Genomic DNA, 17,791 nt, shown 5'->3' on the forward strand with positions numbered 1-17,791 from the left:
GCCTCAGCGATCAAATCTGAAAGCGTTTTATCAACGTTTGCTGCTTTTCTGCCAGTTCTGATAGCACATCACTACTTTCCGCCGCTTGTCTGGCTTCATTATCCAACTGAACCGCACCTTCCGAAATGCCTGCAATATGTCTGGAAATATCGGTGCTGGCTGAGATCTGTTCCTGTGTAGCATCCGCCACTTTACTGGTCATATCAAAGATGGTTTCTACCCTTGCAGTAATGTTGTCAAAAGCGGTTTTAGCCAGCTCCGTCTGACTGGCGCAACTGTTGGTCTGTTCAAGACAAAGGTTCATATCCCGGGCAATCTTATCTGAGGTTGCCTGCAAGGTTTCTACCATGGTCTCAATTTGTTCTGTTGATTGATGGGAGCGGGTAGCCAGAGAACGAACTTCATCGGCCACCACAGCAAAGCCTCTGCCCTGCTCTCCTGCGCGTGCTGCTTCAATAGCCGCATTCAGCGCCAGTAAGTTAGTCTGCTCGGCAATATTACGAATCACCTCCATAACAGTACCGATACTCTGAGATGACTCAACTAACTGATCACACTGCTCAGCGGCATTGTTAATGGTCTTGAGCAGATCCCGGGTAATTTCACTGCTTTTTGCCACTTCCTGCTGGCCATGATGAACCGTATTATTGGTTTGCTCTACCTCTGACAAGGTATGTTGTGTATAGGAAGACATCTCAGCAGCACTCATTTCCATCTCAGATGCCGCGGCAGATATCATCTCAGTCTGCATTTTCTGCTGCCGGACTAAATCCAGATTCCTCTCACTACCTTCAGCACTGGTAGAAGCTTCCTGTGCCACAAGTGCCGAACCTTGTTGTATCTGAGTTAGCGTCTGCGAAGTCTGCTCAGCCACAGCATCAATTGCTTCTGCTATCACACCAAACTCAGTGCTGCTGCGATAGCCTGTTCTGACGGACATATCGCCTTTTGACATCTGCACCAGTACCGGCACAGTTTTCTCGAGAGGTTTACGGATACTGCGGATAACGGTGTAACCAATTATTACCGCGACCACGCCTGAAGCAATCGCCACCAGAATGGTTTGTATAATGGCCTGATAGGCGATATCTGTGGCATTTTCAGAGACAGAAGTCACATCCTGCTCCGCCTGATTAACCAGACTCTGGATCTGCTGTTGTGACGAAACAGCCAGTTGCGAAGCAAGTATGGTTAACTCGCCCATCTGCTGCTGTCTCATACCTTGTTGCTGAAGATCGGACAGCAGCCCCTGTTCAGAAAGCGCCAGTAACTGCAGTTTTTCCAACACACCAACAAATTGTTCTTTGGTTCTTGAAGAAATTTTTAGCCCCTGCGTCCGCTTTACAGCAACCTGAATATCACGGCTAAGCATAGATTTAATTCGGGCAAGATCTGACTGACTATCTGCCCTGCGCAGATTTTTCAGGTTCTGCTCAACGCTATTGATGATAAATTCAGCTTTATTAGCCGTGGCTCTGTTTTCTGCCGACTGCTCAAGCAACTCTGATTTCGACCATGAATAGGTATCTTCCAGCTTGATAAACTGCTTGCGGGTAACCGCCAGCCGCTCTGCCACCAGTTGCAACTCTTCATAGTTTTCCATACTTGAGAGTACCGCCGAGAAGTACTGCTGGCTCTGCTCAAAAAGCTGAACCAACGCTTGCTCATTGGCGGCATTATGCTGTTTTTCCTTAAGCAGATTAAAGGCTGCAACAAACTCTTTCTCTGTCTCTCCCTGCTGCTGCAATAGCTGCGCTCTTTTTTCTGCGTCCCGCTCAGAGGTGTAAACAGACAAGTTCTGATAGCTCTGCTGGATCAGGCTTTGTAATGGGAAAGTCGCAATTAAACCCGGTGTGGACTGATTCACTACCTTGTCTATGGCGCCATTTAGCTTGTTGGTGTTCAGGTAACTATTAACCGCTATCAGCGCCATTAATATCAGCATCAATGCAAAACCGGCAACAATTCGTTTAATAATGGACATAAGCCTATCCTTAACAGCTGTCTACTCTTATTGATTCAGTTTTTGTCAGGCAGAAAAAAGCGCCCGCAAGACGGACGCATTTTGCTTAACAACCTGTCACACCTTTTTTCAGGATAATGTTTCCATACTTTGCCTTTTCACCGCTCAGCACAACGGCATAGCAGGATTTAGCCCTTTCATAAAAAGCAAAACGTTCCAGACGCTGAATCTGTGCAGCTTCCACTTTCTCTGAGCTCATTGCCTCCAGATACTTACGCTCTACTTCAGGGTCCAGCTCATCGCCTTCCACGGCTTGCATCATAATCAGAGGTTGCTCTACATATTGGTCAAGCTGAAGCAGAGGCAGGGTTCCTTCCAGTAGGGTATCGACGCCGACACCATCACAGCGGATAACATTGCCTGAAAAGGTATGAGCAGGAAAATGAGCATCGGCAAATAAGATCTCATCGCCGTGGCCCATCTCGGAAAGGGTGGATAACAGTGTAGGGGAAATTGCAGGGTGAATTCCTTTAAGCATATACAGCTCCTGATAGATAATCTAAAAATCTAATTGGATACTCATCTCTGAATACCCAATTAGATTTAAAGGAAACCCGGCAACGGGGGGAGGCTCAGGTTCCCTTTGATTATTTTCTTTTAACCAGAACGGTTACTTACCGAACGGATAAAGCAGTTGCTGCATGTCAGGGCTGTCGATATTCTCTGCCGTTACTACCTTAACAGGGATATCAATAACACCAGCCACCTTCTTGCCATCCAGTACGTTATACAGCGTCTTCAGACCCTGATAACCAATCTGGTAAGCGTCCTGAACCACGAAGCCCTGAATGGTACCCGCTTTCAGGAAGGCGATAATACCCTCAGTGCTGTCAAAGCCCATTACCTTAACCTTACCGGCCAGACCTAAGCTGTCGATGGCATTAGCCACACCCAGTGTTGAACCTTCGTTAGTCGCATAGACCGCTGATAGATCAGGGTTAGCACGCACCATATCGATGGTTTTATCCATGGCTTTTTGCGGGTCACCATCACTGTACTGAACTTCCAGTACCTTGATATTTGGATAGCTTTTCGCCATCTCATCAATAAAGCCGTTTGAACGCTCCATGGCATTCTGAGTACCGGCTACGTGTGCAATAATGCCCACCTTGCCTTCACCACCCAGCATCTTGCCTAGCGTCTTCGCTGCATCCGCACCTGCTTTTACGTTGTTCGTGGCGATAAAGCTCTTTGGTATGTCTGAATTGATGCCTGAGTCAAAGGTGGCAATTTCAATACCACGTGATTTAGCATCTTCCACCGGTACTACTAGTGCGTTTGAGTCCAGTGCTGCCAGCAGAATCGCATCAGGCTGACGCGCCATCATATCTTCCATTAGCTGGATCTGCTCTGAGATTTGTGTCTCTGCCGCAGGACCTACAAAGCTTGTCTTCACACCCAGCTCTTTCGCTGCTGTGTCTGAGCCCAGTTTTACTGTCTGCCAGAACTCATGCTGATACCCTTTACTTACTACAGGAATGTACATTTCGTCCTTCGCCTGCGCGGTTCCCAGACCAACAACAGCCAGTGCTGCCAGTAGCGTTAGTTTTGCAGATTTCATTGGTTATTCTCCATTTATAAGGTACGTTTTTGTTTCCGTTTTCTATTTACTTGTAGGGCTGGCTAAGCAGCCCTTTATTACTCATTTTTGTTACTTTGTTATCCTGATTACTTCATTTTCTTTCTTAAGGTGTCCAGATAGACCGCAGCGATAACAACTGCGCCCATGGCCACCATCTGCCAGAACTGTGAAACCCCCATCAGGTTTAACCCGTTCTTCAGAATACTCATGATGAAAGCACCGATAATGGTTCCGCCTATGGTGCCGATACCACCCATCAGGCTGGTGCCACCGATGATCACCGCTGCAATTGCTTCCAGCTCATAACCCACACCCGCTGTCGGCTGACCTGAGTTCAGACGTGCTGTGATAATCACACCTGCGACACCTGTCATCAGGCCACAGAAGGAATACACAAACATCTTCACCCGGTTTACCTTGATGCCCGACAGGTGCGCGGCGTCTTCGCTGCTTCCTACCGCGTAGATATAACGACCAATCACTGTGCGCTTGAGGATGTAAGCCGCCACAAAGGCCAGCACTGCAAAGTAGATCACCGGATAAGGGATAACATCAAACAGCTTGCCCTGTGCCAGTAACTTAAAGGTCGGATACTCAGTGAAATAGAGGGCACGGCCGTCCGTCAGCACCAAGTTGATACCACGGATAGACATCATCAGACCCAACGTGGCAATAAACGGCGGGATGGTAATGCGCGTGATAAGAGCACCATTGACTACACCGCAAAGGGCACCGGCTAATGCACCGACAATAATGCAAATTGGTAAAGGCAATCCTGCAGACGCCGCCAGACCGACCGCCACACCGGAGAAGGCCATCACTGAGCCTACCGATAGGTCGATACCAGCTGTGATAATGACGTAAGTCATACCTATGGCGATAATGCCGATCACTGAGGTCTGCAGCGCCACTGTCAGAAGGTTGTTAAAGTTTAAGAAGTATGGCGTGCCCAGACTGAAGAAAATCATCAGCAGTACCAGACTGATCAAGGGCGCAAACTTCATGATAAGCTCTTTGTTTACTAAGCTCTTTTTCGGTGACACGGCCGCTTTACCCGCCGTATTTACATCGCTACTCATTGTGTTATCCCTCTAATGTTGCGTATTTCATGATGTTTTCCTGGTTCGCTTCGTCTGCCTGAAGCTCGCCGGTGATCATCCCGTTTCTCATCACCAGGATGCGGTCACACATGCCCAGTATTTCCGGTAGCTCGGACGAGATGACGATGACCGATTTGCCCTGCCGGGTCAGTTGATTAATAAGCTCGTAAATCTCCAGTTTCGCCCCCACATCGATACCGCGGGTCGGCTCATCAAAGATTAAGATCTCGGTGTTTTTGCAGATCCATTTGGCGATAATGATCTTCTGCTGGTTACCGCCACTCAGGTTGCCCGCCAGTTGTTCAAGGTTGGGCGTTTTAATACGCAGCTTGTCCTTAAGGTCGTTCGAAATCGACGACGAAGCGCTCTCATCAATCACACCCGCCTTATTGGCGTAATCTTCAAAGCTGCTGAGCATAATGTTGTCCTGCACCGACATGCCCAGCGCCAGACCATCTTTTTTGCGGTCTTCCGTCAGGTAAGCGATACCCTGCTCAATGGCCTGATGGACATTGTTGATAGTGACAGGGCGGCCAAACAATTTGATGTCTCCGCTGTCGATAGGGTCGGCACCGAAAATGGCTCTCGCCACTTCAGATCGGCCGGCACCCATCAGCCCTGAGAAGCCAAGGATTTCACCGCGCTTCAGGCTAAAGCTGACATCGCGCAGCACCCCTTTGCGGTTAAGATTGTTTACCTCCAGCACCACTTCATCAGACGGCTTGTTTGCCCGCTGCGGGTAGATATCACCAAGGTCGCGGCCGACCATCATGGCGATCAGGTCATCGATTTGCACTGTGTGGTAATCCACCGTGCCGATGTAGGTACCGTCCCGCATTACAGTGGCGCGGTCAGCTATCTGCGCCAACTCTTCCAGACGGTGAGAGATATAGACAATCCCTACTCCCTGCGATTTGAGCATATTGGTGACCTGAAACAGGCTGTCGATTTCAGACTCTGTCAAAGCCGCCGTCGGCTCATCCATGATCAGCACTTTGGCATTCACTGACAGAGCTTTAGCGATTTCCACCATCTGCTGCTGGGCTACCGTCAGTTTTTCCACCAAGGTATCCGGGCTGATATCCAGATTGAGTTTATCCAGCAGCGCCTGTGTTGCTTTGGCCTGAGCACGGTCGTCCAGCACCCACTTATGTCCGGCAGTGTGCTCGCGGCCGATAAAGATGTTCTCAGCCACAGTCAGTTCAGGGAACAGGTTGAACTCCTGATGGATGATGGTGATGCCCTTCTCCTGTGCGGCAATTGGACTGCCTAGGGAGACCTCTTTACCTTCAAACAGAATGTGGCCTTCATCGGGGTTATGCACCCCGGACAGCACCTTCATCAGGGTGGACTTACCCGCCCCGTTTTCCCCGAGCAGGGCGTGAACTTCGCCCTTACGGAGATTAAAGCTGACATTATCCAGCGCTAACACGCCGGGGAAGCGCTTAGTAATGTCATTCATCTGTACTATTGTTGTATTCATGTATCCATCCGCTGGTTATTTAGCCAGAAAGACCTTCATATTCTGTGTCAGTGCCTGAGCAACAAATGCTGTTACCACTGTGTCTAAGTGCTCTTCAGGGACGTAGGCAACCGTAATATGGTTACTCTGATGTCCGGCCATCAAATCATCTCTCGACACTCCGTCCAGTATGCAGTTCATCAGCGGCCATTCGCGGGTTGTGGCTTCAAGGCGACGGGTAAATTCCTGCTCAGGTAACTCAAACGCCGTACCGCTACCCACATGCATAATCACCTGCTCACCTTCATAGTGCGCACGCGCCCAGATAAACTTGCCTGCTTTACACTGACCGGCAATAGATGAACCGCCGAGCGGGAAGTACATTGATGGCTGACGATGACCCTGAGCCTGTGCAATGCCACCTTTCAGATGTTCAAAAGGTACTGAACCGGAGATCTCGAAGTCCCAGTAGAAGGTGCCTTCAAATTCACTGCCCCAGCGAATGTCGTGAAGTGTGGTTTCAGAAGGCAACCCGAGAGAGTCCAACAAACGGTAAAGCATGGTTTGTGGAATACCGGTTCCCATATCCACTTCGTTAATACAAGGAATAGGCTTACCGGCACGGATAATGTCACCGTTTTCATCAGGGATTGGGAAACGAGCTGTCGAGCCAATAGCACCTTCAGCAAAGTCTGAAGCCGGGCAGCTGTCTTTAAGACCCTGCTGATACTGAACACCAACACTGGTCAGTCCGAAACGCTGAGTAAAGCGGGCCATGGCAATCATCATTGCGCACTGCTCAAGCACTTGTTCTCTGGTTAATTCGCTTTCTGCATCCTGACCGTAATGGAAGGTCATACCGCGTTCTTCATACCAACGCAGGCACTCTTCTTTCAGCTCTGGTGTTACTTTGCTCATTTCAAATAGCAGCGCTGACTGAGACAGGCTTTCCATCGGCATGCCGATATCAACCAGCGATTTTTGCGGGAACACGCCGTTCATCATGCCCATGCAGTAGCTATCGAACAGCCCCATAATCTCTTTGTTTTGCAGAATATGCTGACCAACTTTACGGCCGATTTCCGCTGCCGGATTCGACATCATGGCGCTCTCTGCAGTCACTTCAACCAGATAGGAAGTATCGTGTTTGATTGTTTTGCTGGTGAGCCACTGCTCCATATGAGTGAGGAAGAACTCATCGTCCAGTTTCTCAGACCAGAGACGGGAGTACTCTTTACCCAGACTGGTAAGTGTACCTGCCATACATAGCGCACCTACCAGACCCGGCCATGTGCCATCGAAGTTGGCCAGTAATAAGATCGGCCCTTTATGAGAGACCAGTGCCGGTGCCAGATGATGGGAGTACTGCCATGCAGTCATAACCACTACAATCGGTGCGTTCTCATCAATAGCGGAAACCACATCACAACCTTCACGTTGGCTGGCAATAAATCCATGGCCACGCTCTGAGTCGTATTTATGACCACGCTCCACTTCATAACCGAATGTGTCTTGCATTACCTTGGTAAATTTCTTTTCGAAGGCATCCTGTACCGGCCAGCAATTCTTATTAGCGCTGTCACGCAAGTCGCCGTTAGTGATCATTACAACCGTCTTGTTATCGACTGTCAGTTTGGCCTTTTGGCTTGGTAGTTGCAGATTTAAATTCGTCACGTCAAACTCCAGATAATTCGTTTCAATTCTTGTGTTCAGCAGTGAGTTACGACTCACTCATCAATGTTCTGTATTTCATTTGGTCCTGATACATCTCCAGGAAGACACGGTACTTGGCATCATGAAATGCTTTGCGGCTGGTATCCGGAGATACACGTCCACCCTCTCTTCCCATACTCTGTACCGCCTCACTCAGGCTCGGGTACACACCACTTGCAGTAGCACCTAACATGGCTGCGCCTAAAATGACCGCTTCAGGCTCTTTAGGTAACACAACGTCACATCCGGTGATGTCGGCGTGCTCTCTCAGCCAGAGCGGGTTCTTGGTTCCGCCGCCACACATGGTGATTTTGGTGATGTCATGGCCGCTGTTTCGCATCGCTTCGATGATGTGACGGGTGCCATAAGCTACCGACTGAATCGCCGCCAGATATTGAATAGCAAGGGCATCGACACTCTCATCAAGGCTCAGGCCTGATACCATTCCTTTCAGGGTTGGATTAGCTCTTGGTGAACGGTTGCCGTGGTGATAGCCAAGCATATGGAATTCACTCATCAGCTGCGGATTGTCACTCTCAAGTTCCAGCACTTTCTGGTTTAAGATTTCGTACACAGTGCGTTTTTCTATCTCAGCGCGCTGACGAAGAGACTGGTATTCAGATGAGCTGCGGATAACAAAATCTATCAGAGCGCCAGCGGCACTTTGCCCGCCTTCCAGCAACCAGTAGTCAGGTAACATTGCCCCCCAGTAAGGTCCCCATACTCCCGGTACAAAAGTCTCTTTTTTGGTTACCGCCATATGACATGAAGAGGTGCCGCCGATAATAGCCAGTGTTGACTCCGGTTCATCACCGATAATGGCGAGTCCTCCGGCATGGGCATCAATAATCCCGGTAGATACGGCTGTGTTTGTTGTCAATCCAAGCTCTGAAGCCGCCAGCTCACTCAGATAGCCGGCTTTTGTGCCCAAGTCTGAAATAGGTCCGTCAACCTTGCCTTCCAGAATAATGTCCGTCAGATTGCTCTTCTCCAGAAGAGTGTGGGCCCAGGCTTGTTTGTGGGCCAGATAGTTCCATTTGCAACTTTTAGTACAGACACTTCGAACCGCCTGCCCCGTCGCCCGGAATACTAAAAAGTCTGCTAAATCAAATAATTTAGAAATATTGTTATATTTTTCAGGAAGGTGTTTTTTAAGCCACAAAATCTTAGGCAATTCCATTTCCGGACTAACTTCACCGCCGACGTAATTTAATGCATCATCACCACTGGCATTTATTTCTTCAGCCTCTTTAATTGCTCTATGGTCCATCCACATAATAATATTTTGCTTATCATTACCACTGGTGGAAATAGTCGTCGGCTGATTATCTGAATTTAAAGCAACAAGTGAACATGTCGCATCAAAACCAATTCCGGATATATTTTCAGGATTAACATTACTCTCTTTTACAGCGTCTTTAACTGCGTTGCATACCTGTAACCAAATATCGGAAGAGGATTGTTCAACGTGATCTTTTTTTGGTCGATACTGCATAATCGGATAGACAGCCATGGCCAGTTTATGGCCATTTTTGTCAAAAACACCCGCCCGGGCACTTCCTGAACCGACATCAACCCCAATCAAGTAGTTACTCATTTGTTACTTTCCTTTGAAATTGTCTGAATCTTGTCTTGCTAACTCGTGTTAGCAAATTTATAGCAACAGGTTTTCGAACACTCAATGTACAGTTAGGCAAAATGTGATATAACGCTTACTAAGAACTAAAGGTGTGCAGCAAAACATGCTTTCCTGCACAAATTTGCGTCAGTGTTACAGCAAAAATAATTAAGAATAATAAAAGGAAATATTAATTTAAAATGGCAATGACAATCGAACAAATAGCAAAAAGTCTTGGTGTTTCTATTACCACGGTTAAGCTTGTTTATAACGGAAAGGCCGATAAATATCGTATTTCAGCTAAGACTCAAGCCAGAGTTAAATCTTTTATAGAAGAAAACGGAATAATAGTTAATCAGGCTGCCCGTAGTTTAAAACTAAAAAAAACAAACACTTTAGGCTTAATTGTTCCAAGCATTACCAATATATTTTTCTCTTCCTTAATTGAATGTTTAGAAAAACAGGCCGGAAAAGAAGGTTTTCAGCTAATTACTGTTTGTTGTGAAGGTATCCCGGAAAAAGAGAACCAAGCCACTATAAACCTTATTGAACGTGGTGTAGATGGCCTTTTCATTGTTCCCAGCTCAAAAGAGCAGCAGATGGATACCATCAGGAAATTTCCGAATAAGCCGATTATCTTCCTCGACCAAAACTACAAAGTGGATGATCAATCTGTCATTGTCAGTGACAACTATCAGGGCTTTCTTGATCTCACTTCTCACATTCTGGCTAAGCAGGTCTCTGAAGTTTATGTGATTGGCGGCGACTGTGATCTTCCGAGTATCCGCTCCCGTCTGGAAGGCTTTGTAGACGGTTATAAAAATAACAATCAGTCTCCGGTCTCTAACTGGCTCTACTCTGTACCTAAAAACACCTTTCAGTTCGGTTTTGAAGGCATGCAATCTCTGGTCACTGATCTGAAACGCCTGCCCGAAGCCGTGGTATTTTCATCTCTGCCAATTCTTGAAGGCGCCCTGCACTTTATTAAAACTCACAAAGGCGTTATCCCAACCTCAGTCGTTATCGGCACTTTTGATGATCACACAATGCTGGATTTTCTGCCCAACGCAGTAATTTCCGTTAAACAGGATGCTGTCGCCATTGCAGAAAATGCCTGTAAAGCTATGTACTGTCACATTAAAAAACAACCGGAACAGCAAACGAATATCACCATACCAACCAAGCTAATTGTCAGAAATACGCTGTAATTTCAGTTCACTTCCCCTATAAAACAACAGCAGAGTATAAGTTCTCTGCTGTTGTTAATTTCATCTGTGTCGGTTACTTACCAAACGGATAAAGCAGTTGCTGCATATCAGGGCTGTCGATATTCTCTGCCGTTACTACCTTAACAGGGATATCAATAACACCAGCCACCTTCTTGCCATCCAGTACGTTATACAGCGTCTTCAGACCCTGATAGCCAATCTGGTAAGCGTCCTGAACCACGAAGCCCTGAATGGTACCCGCTTTCAGGAAGGCGATAATGCCCTCTGTGCTGTCAAAGCCCATTACCTTAACCTTACCGGCAAGGCCTAAGCTGTCGATAGCGTTAGCCACACCCAGTGTTGAACCTTCGTTAGTCGCATAGACCGCTGATAGATCAGGGTTAGCACGCACCATATCGATGGTTTTATCCATGGCTTTTTGCGGGTCACCATCACTGTACTGAACTTCCAGTACCTTGATATTTGGATAGCTTTTCGCCATCTCATCAATAAAGCCGTTTGAACGCTCCATGGCATTCTGAGTACCGGCTACGTGTGCAATAATGCCCACCTTGCCTTCACCACCCAGCATCTTGCCTAGCGTCTTCGCTGCATCCGCACCTGCTTTTACGTTGTTCGTGGCGATAAAGCTCTTTGGTATGTCTGAATTGATGCCTGAGTCAAAGGTGGCAATTTCAATACCACGAGATTTAGCATCTTCCACCGGTACCACCAGTGCGTTTGAGTCCAGTGCTGCCAGCAGAATTGCATCAGGCTGACGCGCCATCATATCTTCCATTAGCTGGATCTGCTCTGAGATTTGTGTCTCTGCCGCAGGGCCTACAAAGCTTGTCTTCACACCCAGCTCTTTCGCTGCTGTGTCTGAGCCCAGTTTTACTGTTTGCCAGAACTCGTGCTGGTACCCTTTACTCACCACAGGAATGTACATTTCGTCCTTCGCCTGCGCGGTTCCCAGACCAACAACAGCCAGTGCTGCCAGTAGCGTTAGTTTTGCAGATTTCATCGGTTATTCTCCATTTATAAGGTACGTTTTATAGATAAAATTACGCTTTTGTTTCCGTTTTCTGATTGTTTTTAGGGCTGACTTAACAGCCCTATTATTTCGTAGTTACAGTTACTTCATTTTCTTTCTTAAGGTGTCCAGATAGACGGCAGCGATAACGACTGCGCCCATGGCCACCATCTGCCAGAACTGTGAAACCCCCATCAGGTTTAACCCGTTCTTCAGAATACTCATGATGAAAGCACCGATAATGGTTCCGCCTATGGTGCCGATACCCCCCATCAGGCTGGTGCCACCGATGATCACCGCTGCAATCGCTTCCAGCTCATAACCCACACCCGCTGTCGGCTGACCTGAGTTAAGACGTGCTGTGATAATCACACCGGCAATACCTGTCATCAGACCGCAGAAGGTATACACAAACATCTTCACCCGGTTTACCTTGATGCCCGACAGGTGCGCTGCGTCTTCACTGCTTCCCACTGCGTAGATATAACGGCCGATCACTGTGCGCTTGAGGATGTAGGCCGCTACAAAGGCCAGCACTGCAAAGTAGATCACCGGATAAGGGATAACATCAAACAGCTTGCCCTGCGCCAGTAACTTAAAGGTCGGATACTCGGTAAAGTAGAGTGCACGGCCGTCCGTCAGCACTAAGTTAATGCCGCGGATAGACATCATCAGACCCAGCGTGGCAATAAACGGCGGGATGGTGATACGGGTAATCAGCGTACCGTTTACCGCACCGCAGAGGGCACCAGCCAGTGCACCGACAATAATGCACACAGGAAGGGGTAAACCTACTGAAGCCGCCAGCCCCACTGCCACACCAGAGAAGGCCATCACCGAGCCTACTGACAAATCAATGCCCGAAGTGATGATGACGTAGGTACAGCCGATGGCGATAATGCCGATCACTGAGGTCTGCAGCGCCACTGTCAGAAGGTTGTTAAAGTTTAAGAAGTATGGCGTGCCCAGACTGAAGAAAATCATCAGCAGTACCAGACTGATCAAGGGCGCAAACTTCATGATAAGCTCTTTGTTTACTAAGCTCTTTTCCGGTGACACGGCCGCTTTACCCGCCGTATTTACATCGCTACTCATTGTGTTATCCCTCTAATGTTGCGTATTTCATGATGTTTTCCTGGTTCGCTTCGTCTGCCTGAAGCTCGCCGGTGATCATCCCGTTTCTCATCACCAGGATGCGGTCACACATGCCCAGTATTTCCGGTAGCTCGGACGAGATGACGATGACCGATTTGCCCTGCCGGGTCAGTTGATTAATAAGTTCGTAAATCTCCAGTTTCGCCCCCACATCGATACCGCGGGTCGGCTCATCAAAGATTAAGATCTCGGTGTTTTTGCAGATCCATTTGGCGATAATGATCTTCTGCTGGTTACCGCCACTCAGGTTGCCCGCCAGTTGCTCAAGGTTGGGGGTTTTGATCCTCAGCTTCTCTTTCAAATCCACAGAGATGGCAGAAGAAGAAGTTTCATCAATGACACCCGCCTTATTGGCGTAGTCCTCAAAACTGCTGAGCATGATGTTGTCCTGCACCGACATGCCCAGTGCCAGACCATCTTTTTTGCGGTCTTCTGTCAGGTAAGCGATGCCCTGCTCAATGGCTTGGTGAACATTGTTGATGGTGACAGGGCGGCCAAACAGTTTGATCTCGCCGCTGTCGATAGGGTCGGCACCGAAAATGGCTCTCGCCACCTCTGAGCGGCCGGCACCCATCAGCCCAGAGAAACCAAGGATCTCACCGCGTTTAAGGCTAAAGCTGACATCACGCAGCACCCCTTTGCGGTTAAGCTTATTCACCTCCAGCACCACCTCATCAGACGGCTTGTTTGCCCGCTGCGGGTAGATATCACCAAGGTCGCGGCCGACCATCATGGCGATCAGGTCATCGATTTGCACCGTGTGGTAATCCACCGTGCCGATGTAGGTACCGTCCCGCATCACGGTGGCGCGGTCAGCTATCTGCGCCAGCTCTTCCAGACGGTGAGAGATATAGACAATCCCTACCCCCTGCGATTTGAGCATATTGGTGACCTGAAACAGGCTGTCGATTTCCGACTCTGTCAAAGCTGCTGTCGGCTCATCCATGATCAGCACTTTGGCATTCACAGACAGAGCTTTTGCGATCTCCACCATCTGCTGCTGAGCTACGGTGAGTTTTTCCACTAAAGTGTCAGGGCTGATATCGAGATTGAGTTTATCCAGCAGCGCCTGTGTGGCTTTAGCCTGTGCCCTGTCGTCCAGCACCCACTTGTGTCCGGCAGTATGCTCACGGCCGATAAAGATGTTCTCAGCCACAGTAAGTTCAGAAAACAAGTTGAACTCCTGATGGATGATGGCAATGCCCTTCTCCTGTGCGGCAATTGGGCTGCCTAGGGTGACCTCTTTACCTTCAAACAGGATGTGGCCTTCATCGGGGTTATGCACCCCGGACAGCACCTTCATCAGGGTGGACTTACCCGCCCCGTTTTCCCCGAGCAGGGCGTGAACTTCGCCCTTGCGGAGATTAAAGCTGACATTATCCAGCGCTAACACACCGGGGAAGCGCTTAGTAATGCCATTCATCTGTACTATTGTTGTATTCATGTATCCATCCGCTGGTTATTTAGCCAGAAAGATTCAAAAGGGCTCTGAAATTACAGAGCCTGCACATAAAGGTTACGGACGTCGTCGCTTGCCGGCTCTACAGGGTTACCACCCATACAGACATCCTGCATCGCTTTGTTGACCCAGAGAGCGATATCGCTGTCCTGAACACCAAGAGTGGTAAAGCCTTGCGGAATACCCACTTGTGCTGAAAGTTTTTTGATGAGATTTACGGCCAGTTCCGCAGCCTTTGCATCCGTGAGGTTAGTGGTATCTCCACCCATGGCTTCTGCCACTGCACGGTAGCGCTCAGGTACAGATGTCGCATTAAACTGACATACGATTGGCAGCAGAATGGCGTTACACACCCCGTGCGGAAGATCATGGGTTGCCCCCGGCTGGTGAGCCATAGCGTGCACCATTCCCAAACCTGCGCTGTTAAAGGCCATACCAGCCAAAAACTGTGCATCAGCCAGATTGGTACGCGCTTCAAGGTTCTTGCCATCTTCAACGGCCACCGGCAGCCAGCGGGCAATCAGTCTAATCGCCTCAAGTGCGGTCGGCTTTGTCAGTGTATGACTACCCAGAGAGACATACGCTTCAACGGCATGAGTCAGGGCGTCCATACCCGTTGCTGCGGTGATATTAGCCGGCAGACCTAACATCAACACAGGATCGTTCACGGCAATATCAGGGATCTGCTTGCTGTCTACGATAACCATTTTCAGTTTCTGCTCTTCATCGGTGATCACTGAGTTTGAAGTCATCTCCGCAGCAGTACCGGCTGTGGTGTTGATGGCAACAAAGAAAGCCCCTTGTTTCTGAACCAGTCCGATACCGTTGTAGTCCTGAATGTTTCCGCCATTAGACTCAAGAATGCGGATCGCTTTAGCACAATCGGTCGGGCTACCACCACCCACAGCGATAAAGGAATCACATTCCCCCTGCCTGAACGCCTTCAGCCCCTGATTAACCAGTGACACAGTCGGGTTTGGCGTGACATCATCAAACAGGTGATAGTCTCTGTTATGTAATTTGAGTGCTGAAAAAAGCGGTTCCAGTACTCCGTGTGCGATAAGGTTTTTATCCGTCACGATAAGTGGTTTTTTACAGCCCTGCTGTACAAATGCGTCGATCGCTTCTTCAACAGCACCCTGTCCGGATAAACTCAGTTTTGGTAAGTTAAGTGCAAATGCCATAGTAATTGCTCCTGTTATTTTTCAACTCTTAATCCGTAGGACTTAAACTTCTCCAGCACGATCTGCATCGCTTCATCACTTAATACCGGCACATCCGGGCTGACTGAGCGTACTTTCAGATAGAGGTCTGCCAGAACTTCCGCTTCGTGAGCCAGCCATAAGGCTTTATCCAGATTTACTTCACCGGCAATCAGGCCATGGTGTTGCAGCAGAATCGCTTTACTCTTGCGGATACCTTGTGCCACGTTGTCAGCCAGCTCAGAGCTACCGAAGGTGGCGTAAGGAACACACGGAATTTCGTTTGCACCGGAAGCCGCGACCATATAGTGAATAGCCGGAATTGGCTGATTGAGGATAGAGACGGCGGCGCACTTCACTGAGTGGTTATGCACAACCGCATTAATGTCGCTGCGCTGCTGATAGCAGGTCAGATGGAACAGCCACTCTGAAGATGGCAGTTTTCCCTCTTCAAACTCACCAGTTTCAGACACATAGACAATATGATCCGGTGTCAGCTCTTCATAGCGGATACCTGTCGGGGTAATAAGCATGCCATTATCAAAACGGACACTGACGTTGCCAGCCGTTCCCTGATTGAGTCCCAGACGTGTCATTTCCAGACACGTGTCGATAATCTCTTGAGACAGTTCTGTTCGGTTCATACCGATAACTCCTTATAATCTCTGTACAAATTTTCCGGTTCAGGTCTTCATTTTCTCTGTTCAACCCTGATTTCAGGCCGAACGAATCCCTGACCTACTTTGTGAAAGTAAATCTTCTGTTGTTAAACTTGATTGTTTCCGGTGCAGACTATGCACCTTCAGTAGTTAGTTGATTAGATGTCCGGTGCGACCACGGTGAGCTCCGGCTTCATTTTCTGCTGGGCAATATTGATATCGGAGTAGTAACCCGCTCCGGTAAAGCCATACATAGCAGCACCAATTACCGTGGCCTCTGCCTGCTGAACAATATGTAGCGGCCGGTTAAGGGCATTCGCCCTGAGCTGATTCCACAGCCTATTTTTAGCCCCGCCACCGACGACAACAATGGCGCCGTCTTTCAACGGACATAACTGATTCAGATAATCAAATCTCTGTTTTAGCTGACGGCTTAACCCTTCCAGTACTGCACGGACAACTTGTCCTCTGCTGGTATGGATGGAGAGACCTTTGATAGATCCGTTGCCAATGCCTTGTGCATCAGTGGAAAAGTCAGGTTCAAACACCACTCCACCAGCACCTTCACCAGCTTCTGACGCTTCCTGAATCATAATGCTATACAGCTTATCACTGCCTTTCTCAGCGCGATAAAACTGCTCTACCACCCATTCAACCACAGCACTGGATAGCCACTGAGTTGCCGGATTGTAGATACCCTTCTGAGCGTCCAGTTCAACAGTCACTCCGTTTTTCAGGGCAGTGCTGTCCAGTTGAGGACGCTGACTTCTCGCCATCAGGATTTCCCATGTTCCAGAGCTTAAAAAGGCTTGATCTTCCTCTGCACCTGAGCCAATCAGGGCAAACTGAGTATCATGCCCTGCCGATATCACAGGTACGCCCGCTTTGATTCCCAGTAGCTGTGCCACATCATCAGATAAGCGGCCTACTTCGCTGCCGGCCATTACCAGCGGCGGGAACTTGCTTTTGTCCAGTTGCAGATAACTGAGTATCTCATCGCTCCAGTCACAGGTCTCCAGATTGGTCAGCATAGAGGTACCAGCCATGGTGTAGTCAGTAGAGAAAACACCGCTCAGCCTTTGTGTGATCATGGAAGAGATAAATACAAACTTATCCATATTGGCGTACACATCCGGCTGATGCTGTTTTAGCCAGCGAAGTTTGTACAGGGTGTTAAAACTGTAATCACCAACCCCGTTTTCCCGGTACAGCTCTATTCTGTCTATCTCGTCAGCAACCTGAGAAACAACCGGTAAAGTACGCGGACACTTCCATGAAATAACCGGATAAATCTGATTACCCTGCTTATCAAAAGGTGCACCATCTACACCAAATGTCGTCGCTGTCAGGGCAACAATATTTTCTGCGCCAACCTGAGTTACTACCTTCTGCGTACATTCAACCAGCTTGCTCCATATCTGTTCAAAATCCCAGAAGTGAAACTCACTATTATCTTGGTCGCGGGATGTCGAGTTTTTGATGTAGTGAGAGGCAACAATATCGCCCTGCGCATCGATAGCGATGGCGCGGATATTGGTTGCTCCGCAATCTAAAACAACTACTACAGACATAAATAA

General features: G+C 48.5%; 14 protein-coding genes. 1 reads left to right on the top strand and 13 read right to left on the bottom strand.

The features are described 5' to 3' along the window. Positions 1-10: 10 nt before the first annotated feature. The 7 genes from PK654_RS22575 to PK654_RS22605 form a co-directional block, all read right to left on the bottom strand. A complete protein-coding gene (locus PK654_RS22575; protein ID WP_271699766.1) occupies positions 11-1,984 on the bottom strand; it encodes a HAMP domain-containing methyl-accepting chemotaxis protein in 1,974 nt (657 codons plus the stop codon). 85 nt (positions 1,985-2,069) lie between these two features. Further along, the gene (fucU, locus tag PK654_RS22580) at positions 2,070-2,501 is read right to left on the bottom strand and encodes an L-fucose mutarotase (protein WP_271699767.1); all 432 of its coding nucleotides are present in this window, start codon (positions 2,499-2,501) and stop codon (positions 2,070-2,072) included. Between the two features lie 132 nt (positions 2,502-2,633). Continuing rightward, positions 2,634-3,584: an ABC transporter substrate-binding protein gene (locus PK654_RS22585; protein ID WP_271699769.1), complete on the bottom strand. Its 951-nt coding sequence runs from the start codon at positions 3,582-3,584 to the stop codon at positions 2,634-2,636. 107 nt (positions 3,585-3,691) lie between these two features. Continuing rightward, positions 3,692-4,684, bottom strand: a complete 993-nt coding sequence (locus PK654_RS22590; protein WP_271699770.1) for an ABC transporter permease — start codon at positions 4,682-4,684, stop codon at positions 3,692-3,694. A 4-nt stretch (positions 4,685-4,688) separates the two neighbouring features. Continuing rightward, entirely contained in the window at positions 4,689-6,188 is a 1,500-nt protein-coding gene (locus PK654_RS22595) for a sugar ABC transporter ATP-binding protein (RefSeq protein WP_271699771.1), read from the bottom strand. A gap of 15 nt (positions 6,189-6,203) precedes the next feature. Beyond that, positions 6,204-7,841, bottom strand: a complete 1,638-nt coding sequence (locus tag PK654_RS22600; RefSeq protein WP_271699772.1) for a hypothetical protein — start codon at positions 7,839-7,841, stop codon at positions 6,204-6,206. A gap of 46 nt (positions 7,842-7,887) precedes the next feature. Continuing rightward, on the bottom strand, positions 7,888-9,477 hold the full coding sequence (locus tag PK654_RS22605) for an FGGY-family carbohydrate kinase (protein WP_271699774.1): 1,590 nt from the start codon (positions 9,475-9,477) through the stop codon (positions 7,888-7,890). Positions 9,478-9,698: 221 nt separating this feature from the next. Between PK654_RS22605 and PK654_RS22610 the strand changes: the two genes are divergently transcribed. Continuing rightward, a complete protein-coding gene (locus PK654_RS22610) occupies positions 9,699-10,706 on the top strand; it encodes a substrate-binding domain-containing protein (protein WP_271699775.1) in 1,008 nt (335 codons plus the stop codon). Positions 10,707-10,779: 73 nt separating this feature from the next. On the opposite strand, the gene PK654_RS22615 is transcribed toward PK654_RS22610, so the two are convergent. The 6 genes from PK654_RS22615 to fucK all read right to left on the bottom strand — a co-directional run bounded on the left by PK654_RS22615 (position 10,780) and on the right by fucK (position 17,785). After that, positions 10,780-11,730, bottom strand: a complete 951-nt coding sequence (locus PK654_RS22615; RefSeq protein WP_271699769.1) for an ABC transporter substrate-binding protein — start codon at positions 11,728-11,730, stop codon at positions 10,780-10,782. A 111-nt stretch (positions 11,731-11,841) separates the two neighbouring features. Next, positions 11,842-12,834: an ABC transporter permease gene (locus tag PK654_RS22620; RefSeq protein ID WP_271699776.1), complete on the bottom strand. Its 993-nt coding sequence runs from the start codon at positions 12,832-12,834 to the stop codon at positions 11,842-11,844. 4 nt (positions 12,835-12,838) lie between these two features. Beyond that, positions 12,839-14,338, bottom strand: coding sequence for a sugar ABC transporter ATP-binding protein (locus tag PK654_RS22625; protein ID WP_271699778.1), 1,500 nt, complete (start codon positions 14,336-14,338; stop codon positions 12,839-12,841). A gap of 50 nt (positions 14,339-14,388) precedes the next feature. Then, positions 14,389-15,537, bottom strand: coding sequence for a lactaldehyde reductase (gene fucO / locus PK654_RS22630; RefSeq protein ID WP_271699780.1), 1,149 nt, complete (start codon positions 15,535-15,537; stop codon positions 14,389-14,391). A 14-nt stretch (positions 15,538-15,551) separates the two neighbouring features. Next, positions 15,552-16,199, bottom strand: a complete 648-nt coding sequence (gene fucA / locus PK654_RS22635; RefSeq protein ID WP_271699781.1) for an L-fuculose-phosphate aldolase — start codon at positions 16,197-16,199, stop codon at positions 15,552-15,554. 173 nt (positions 16,200-16,372) lie between these two features. After that, positions 16,373-17,785 (bottom strand): L-fuculokinase, encoded by a 1,413-nt coding sequence (gene fucK / locus PK654_RS22640; RefSeq protein WP_271699783.1) that lies wholly within the window; start codon positions 17,783-17,785, stop codon positions 16,373-16,375. Between the last annotated feature and the right edge of the window lie 6 nt (positions 17,786-17,791).

The organism is Vibrio sp. SCSIO 43137 (assembly GCF_028201475.1).
Lineage (GTDB): Bacteria > Pseudomonadota > Gammaproteobacteria > Enterobacterales > Vibrionaceae > Vibrio.

What these genes read in the sequence shown, in the direction of transcription:
- PK654_RS22620 (WP_271699776.1), bottom strand. Translation starts at nt 12,834, where the DNA reads ATGAGTAGCGATGTAAATACGGCGGGTAAAGCGGCCGTGTCACCGGAA.
- PK654_RS22575 (WP_271699766.1), bottom strand. Translation starts at nt 1,984, where the DNA reads ATGTCCATTATTAAACGAATTGTTGCCGGTTTTGCATTGATGCTGATA.
- fucO (WP_271699780.1), bottom strand. Translation starts at nt 15,537, where the DNA reads ATGGCATTTGCACTTAACTTACCAAAACTGAGTTTATCCGGACAGGGT.
- fucA (WP_271699781.1), bottom strand. Translation starts at nt 16,199, where the DNA reads ATGAACCGAACAGAACTGTCTCAAGAGATTATCGACACGTGTCTGGAA.
- PK654_RS22590 (WP_271699770.1), bottom strand. Translation starts at nt 4,684, where the DNA reads ATGAGTAGCGATGTAAATACGGCGGGTAAAGCGGCCGTGTCACCGAAA.
- PK654_RS22605 (WP_271699774.1), bottom strand. Translation starts at nt 9,477, where the DNA reads ATGAGTAACTACTTGATTGGGGTTGATGTCGGTTCAGGAAGTGCCCGG.
- PK654_RS22610 (WP_271699775.1), top strand. Translation starts at nt 9,699, where the DNA reads ATGGCAATGACAATCGAACAAATAGCAAAAAGTCTTGGTGTTTCTATT.
- PK654_RS22615 (WP_271699769.1), bottom strand. Translation starts at nt 11,730, where the DNA reads ATGAAATCTGCAAAACTAACGCTACTGGCAGCACTGGCTGTTGTTGGT.
- PK654_RS22595 (WP_271699771.1), bottom strand. Translation starts at nt 6,188, where the DNA reads ATGAATACAACAATAGTACAGATGAATGACATTACTAAGCGCTTCCCC.
- fucK (WP_271699783.1), bottom strand. Translation starts at nt 17,785, where the DNA reads ATGTCTGTAGTAGTTGTTTTAGATTGCGGAGCAACCAATATCCGCGCC.
- fucU (WP_271699767.1), bottom strand. Translation starts at nt 2,501, where the DNA reads ATGCTTAAAGGAATTCACCCTGCAATTTCCCCTACACTGTTATCCACC.
- PK654_RS22625 (WP_271699778.1), bottom strand. Translation starts at nt 14,338, where the DNA reads ATGAATACAACAATAGTACAGATGAATGGCATTACTAAGCGCTTCCCC.
- PK654_RS22585 (WP_271699769.1), bottom strand. Translation starts at nt 3,584, where the DNA reads ATGAAATCTGCAAAACTAACGCTACTGGCAGCACTGGCTGTTGTTGGT.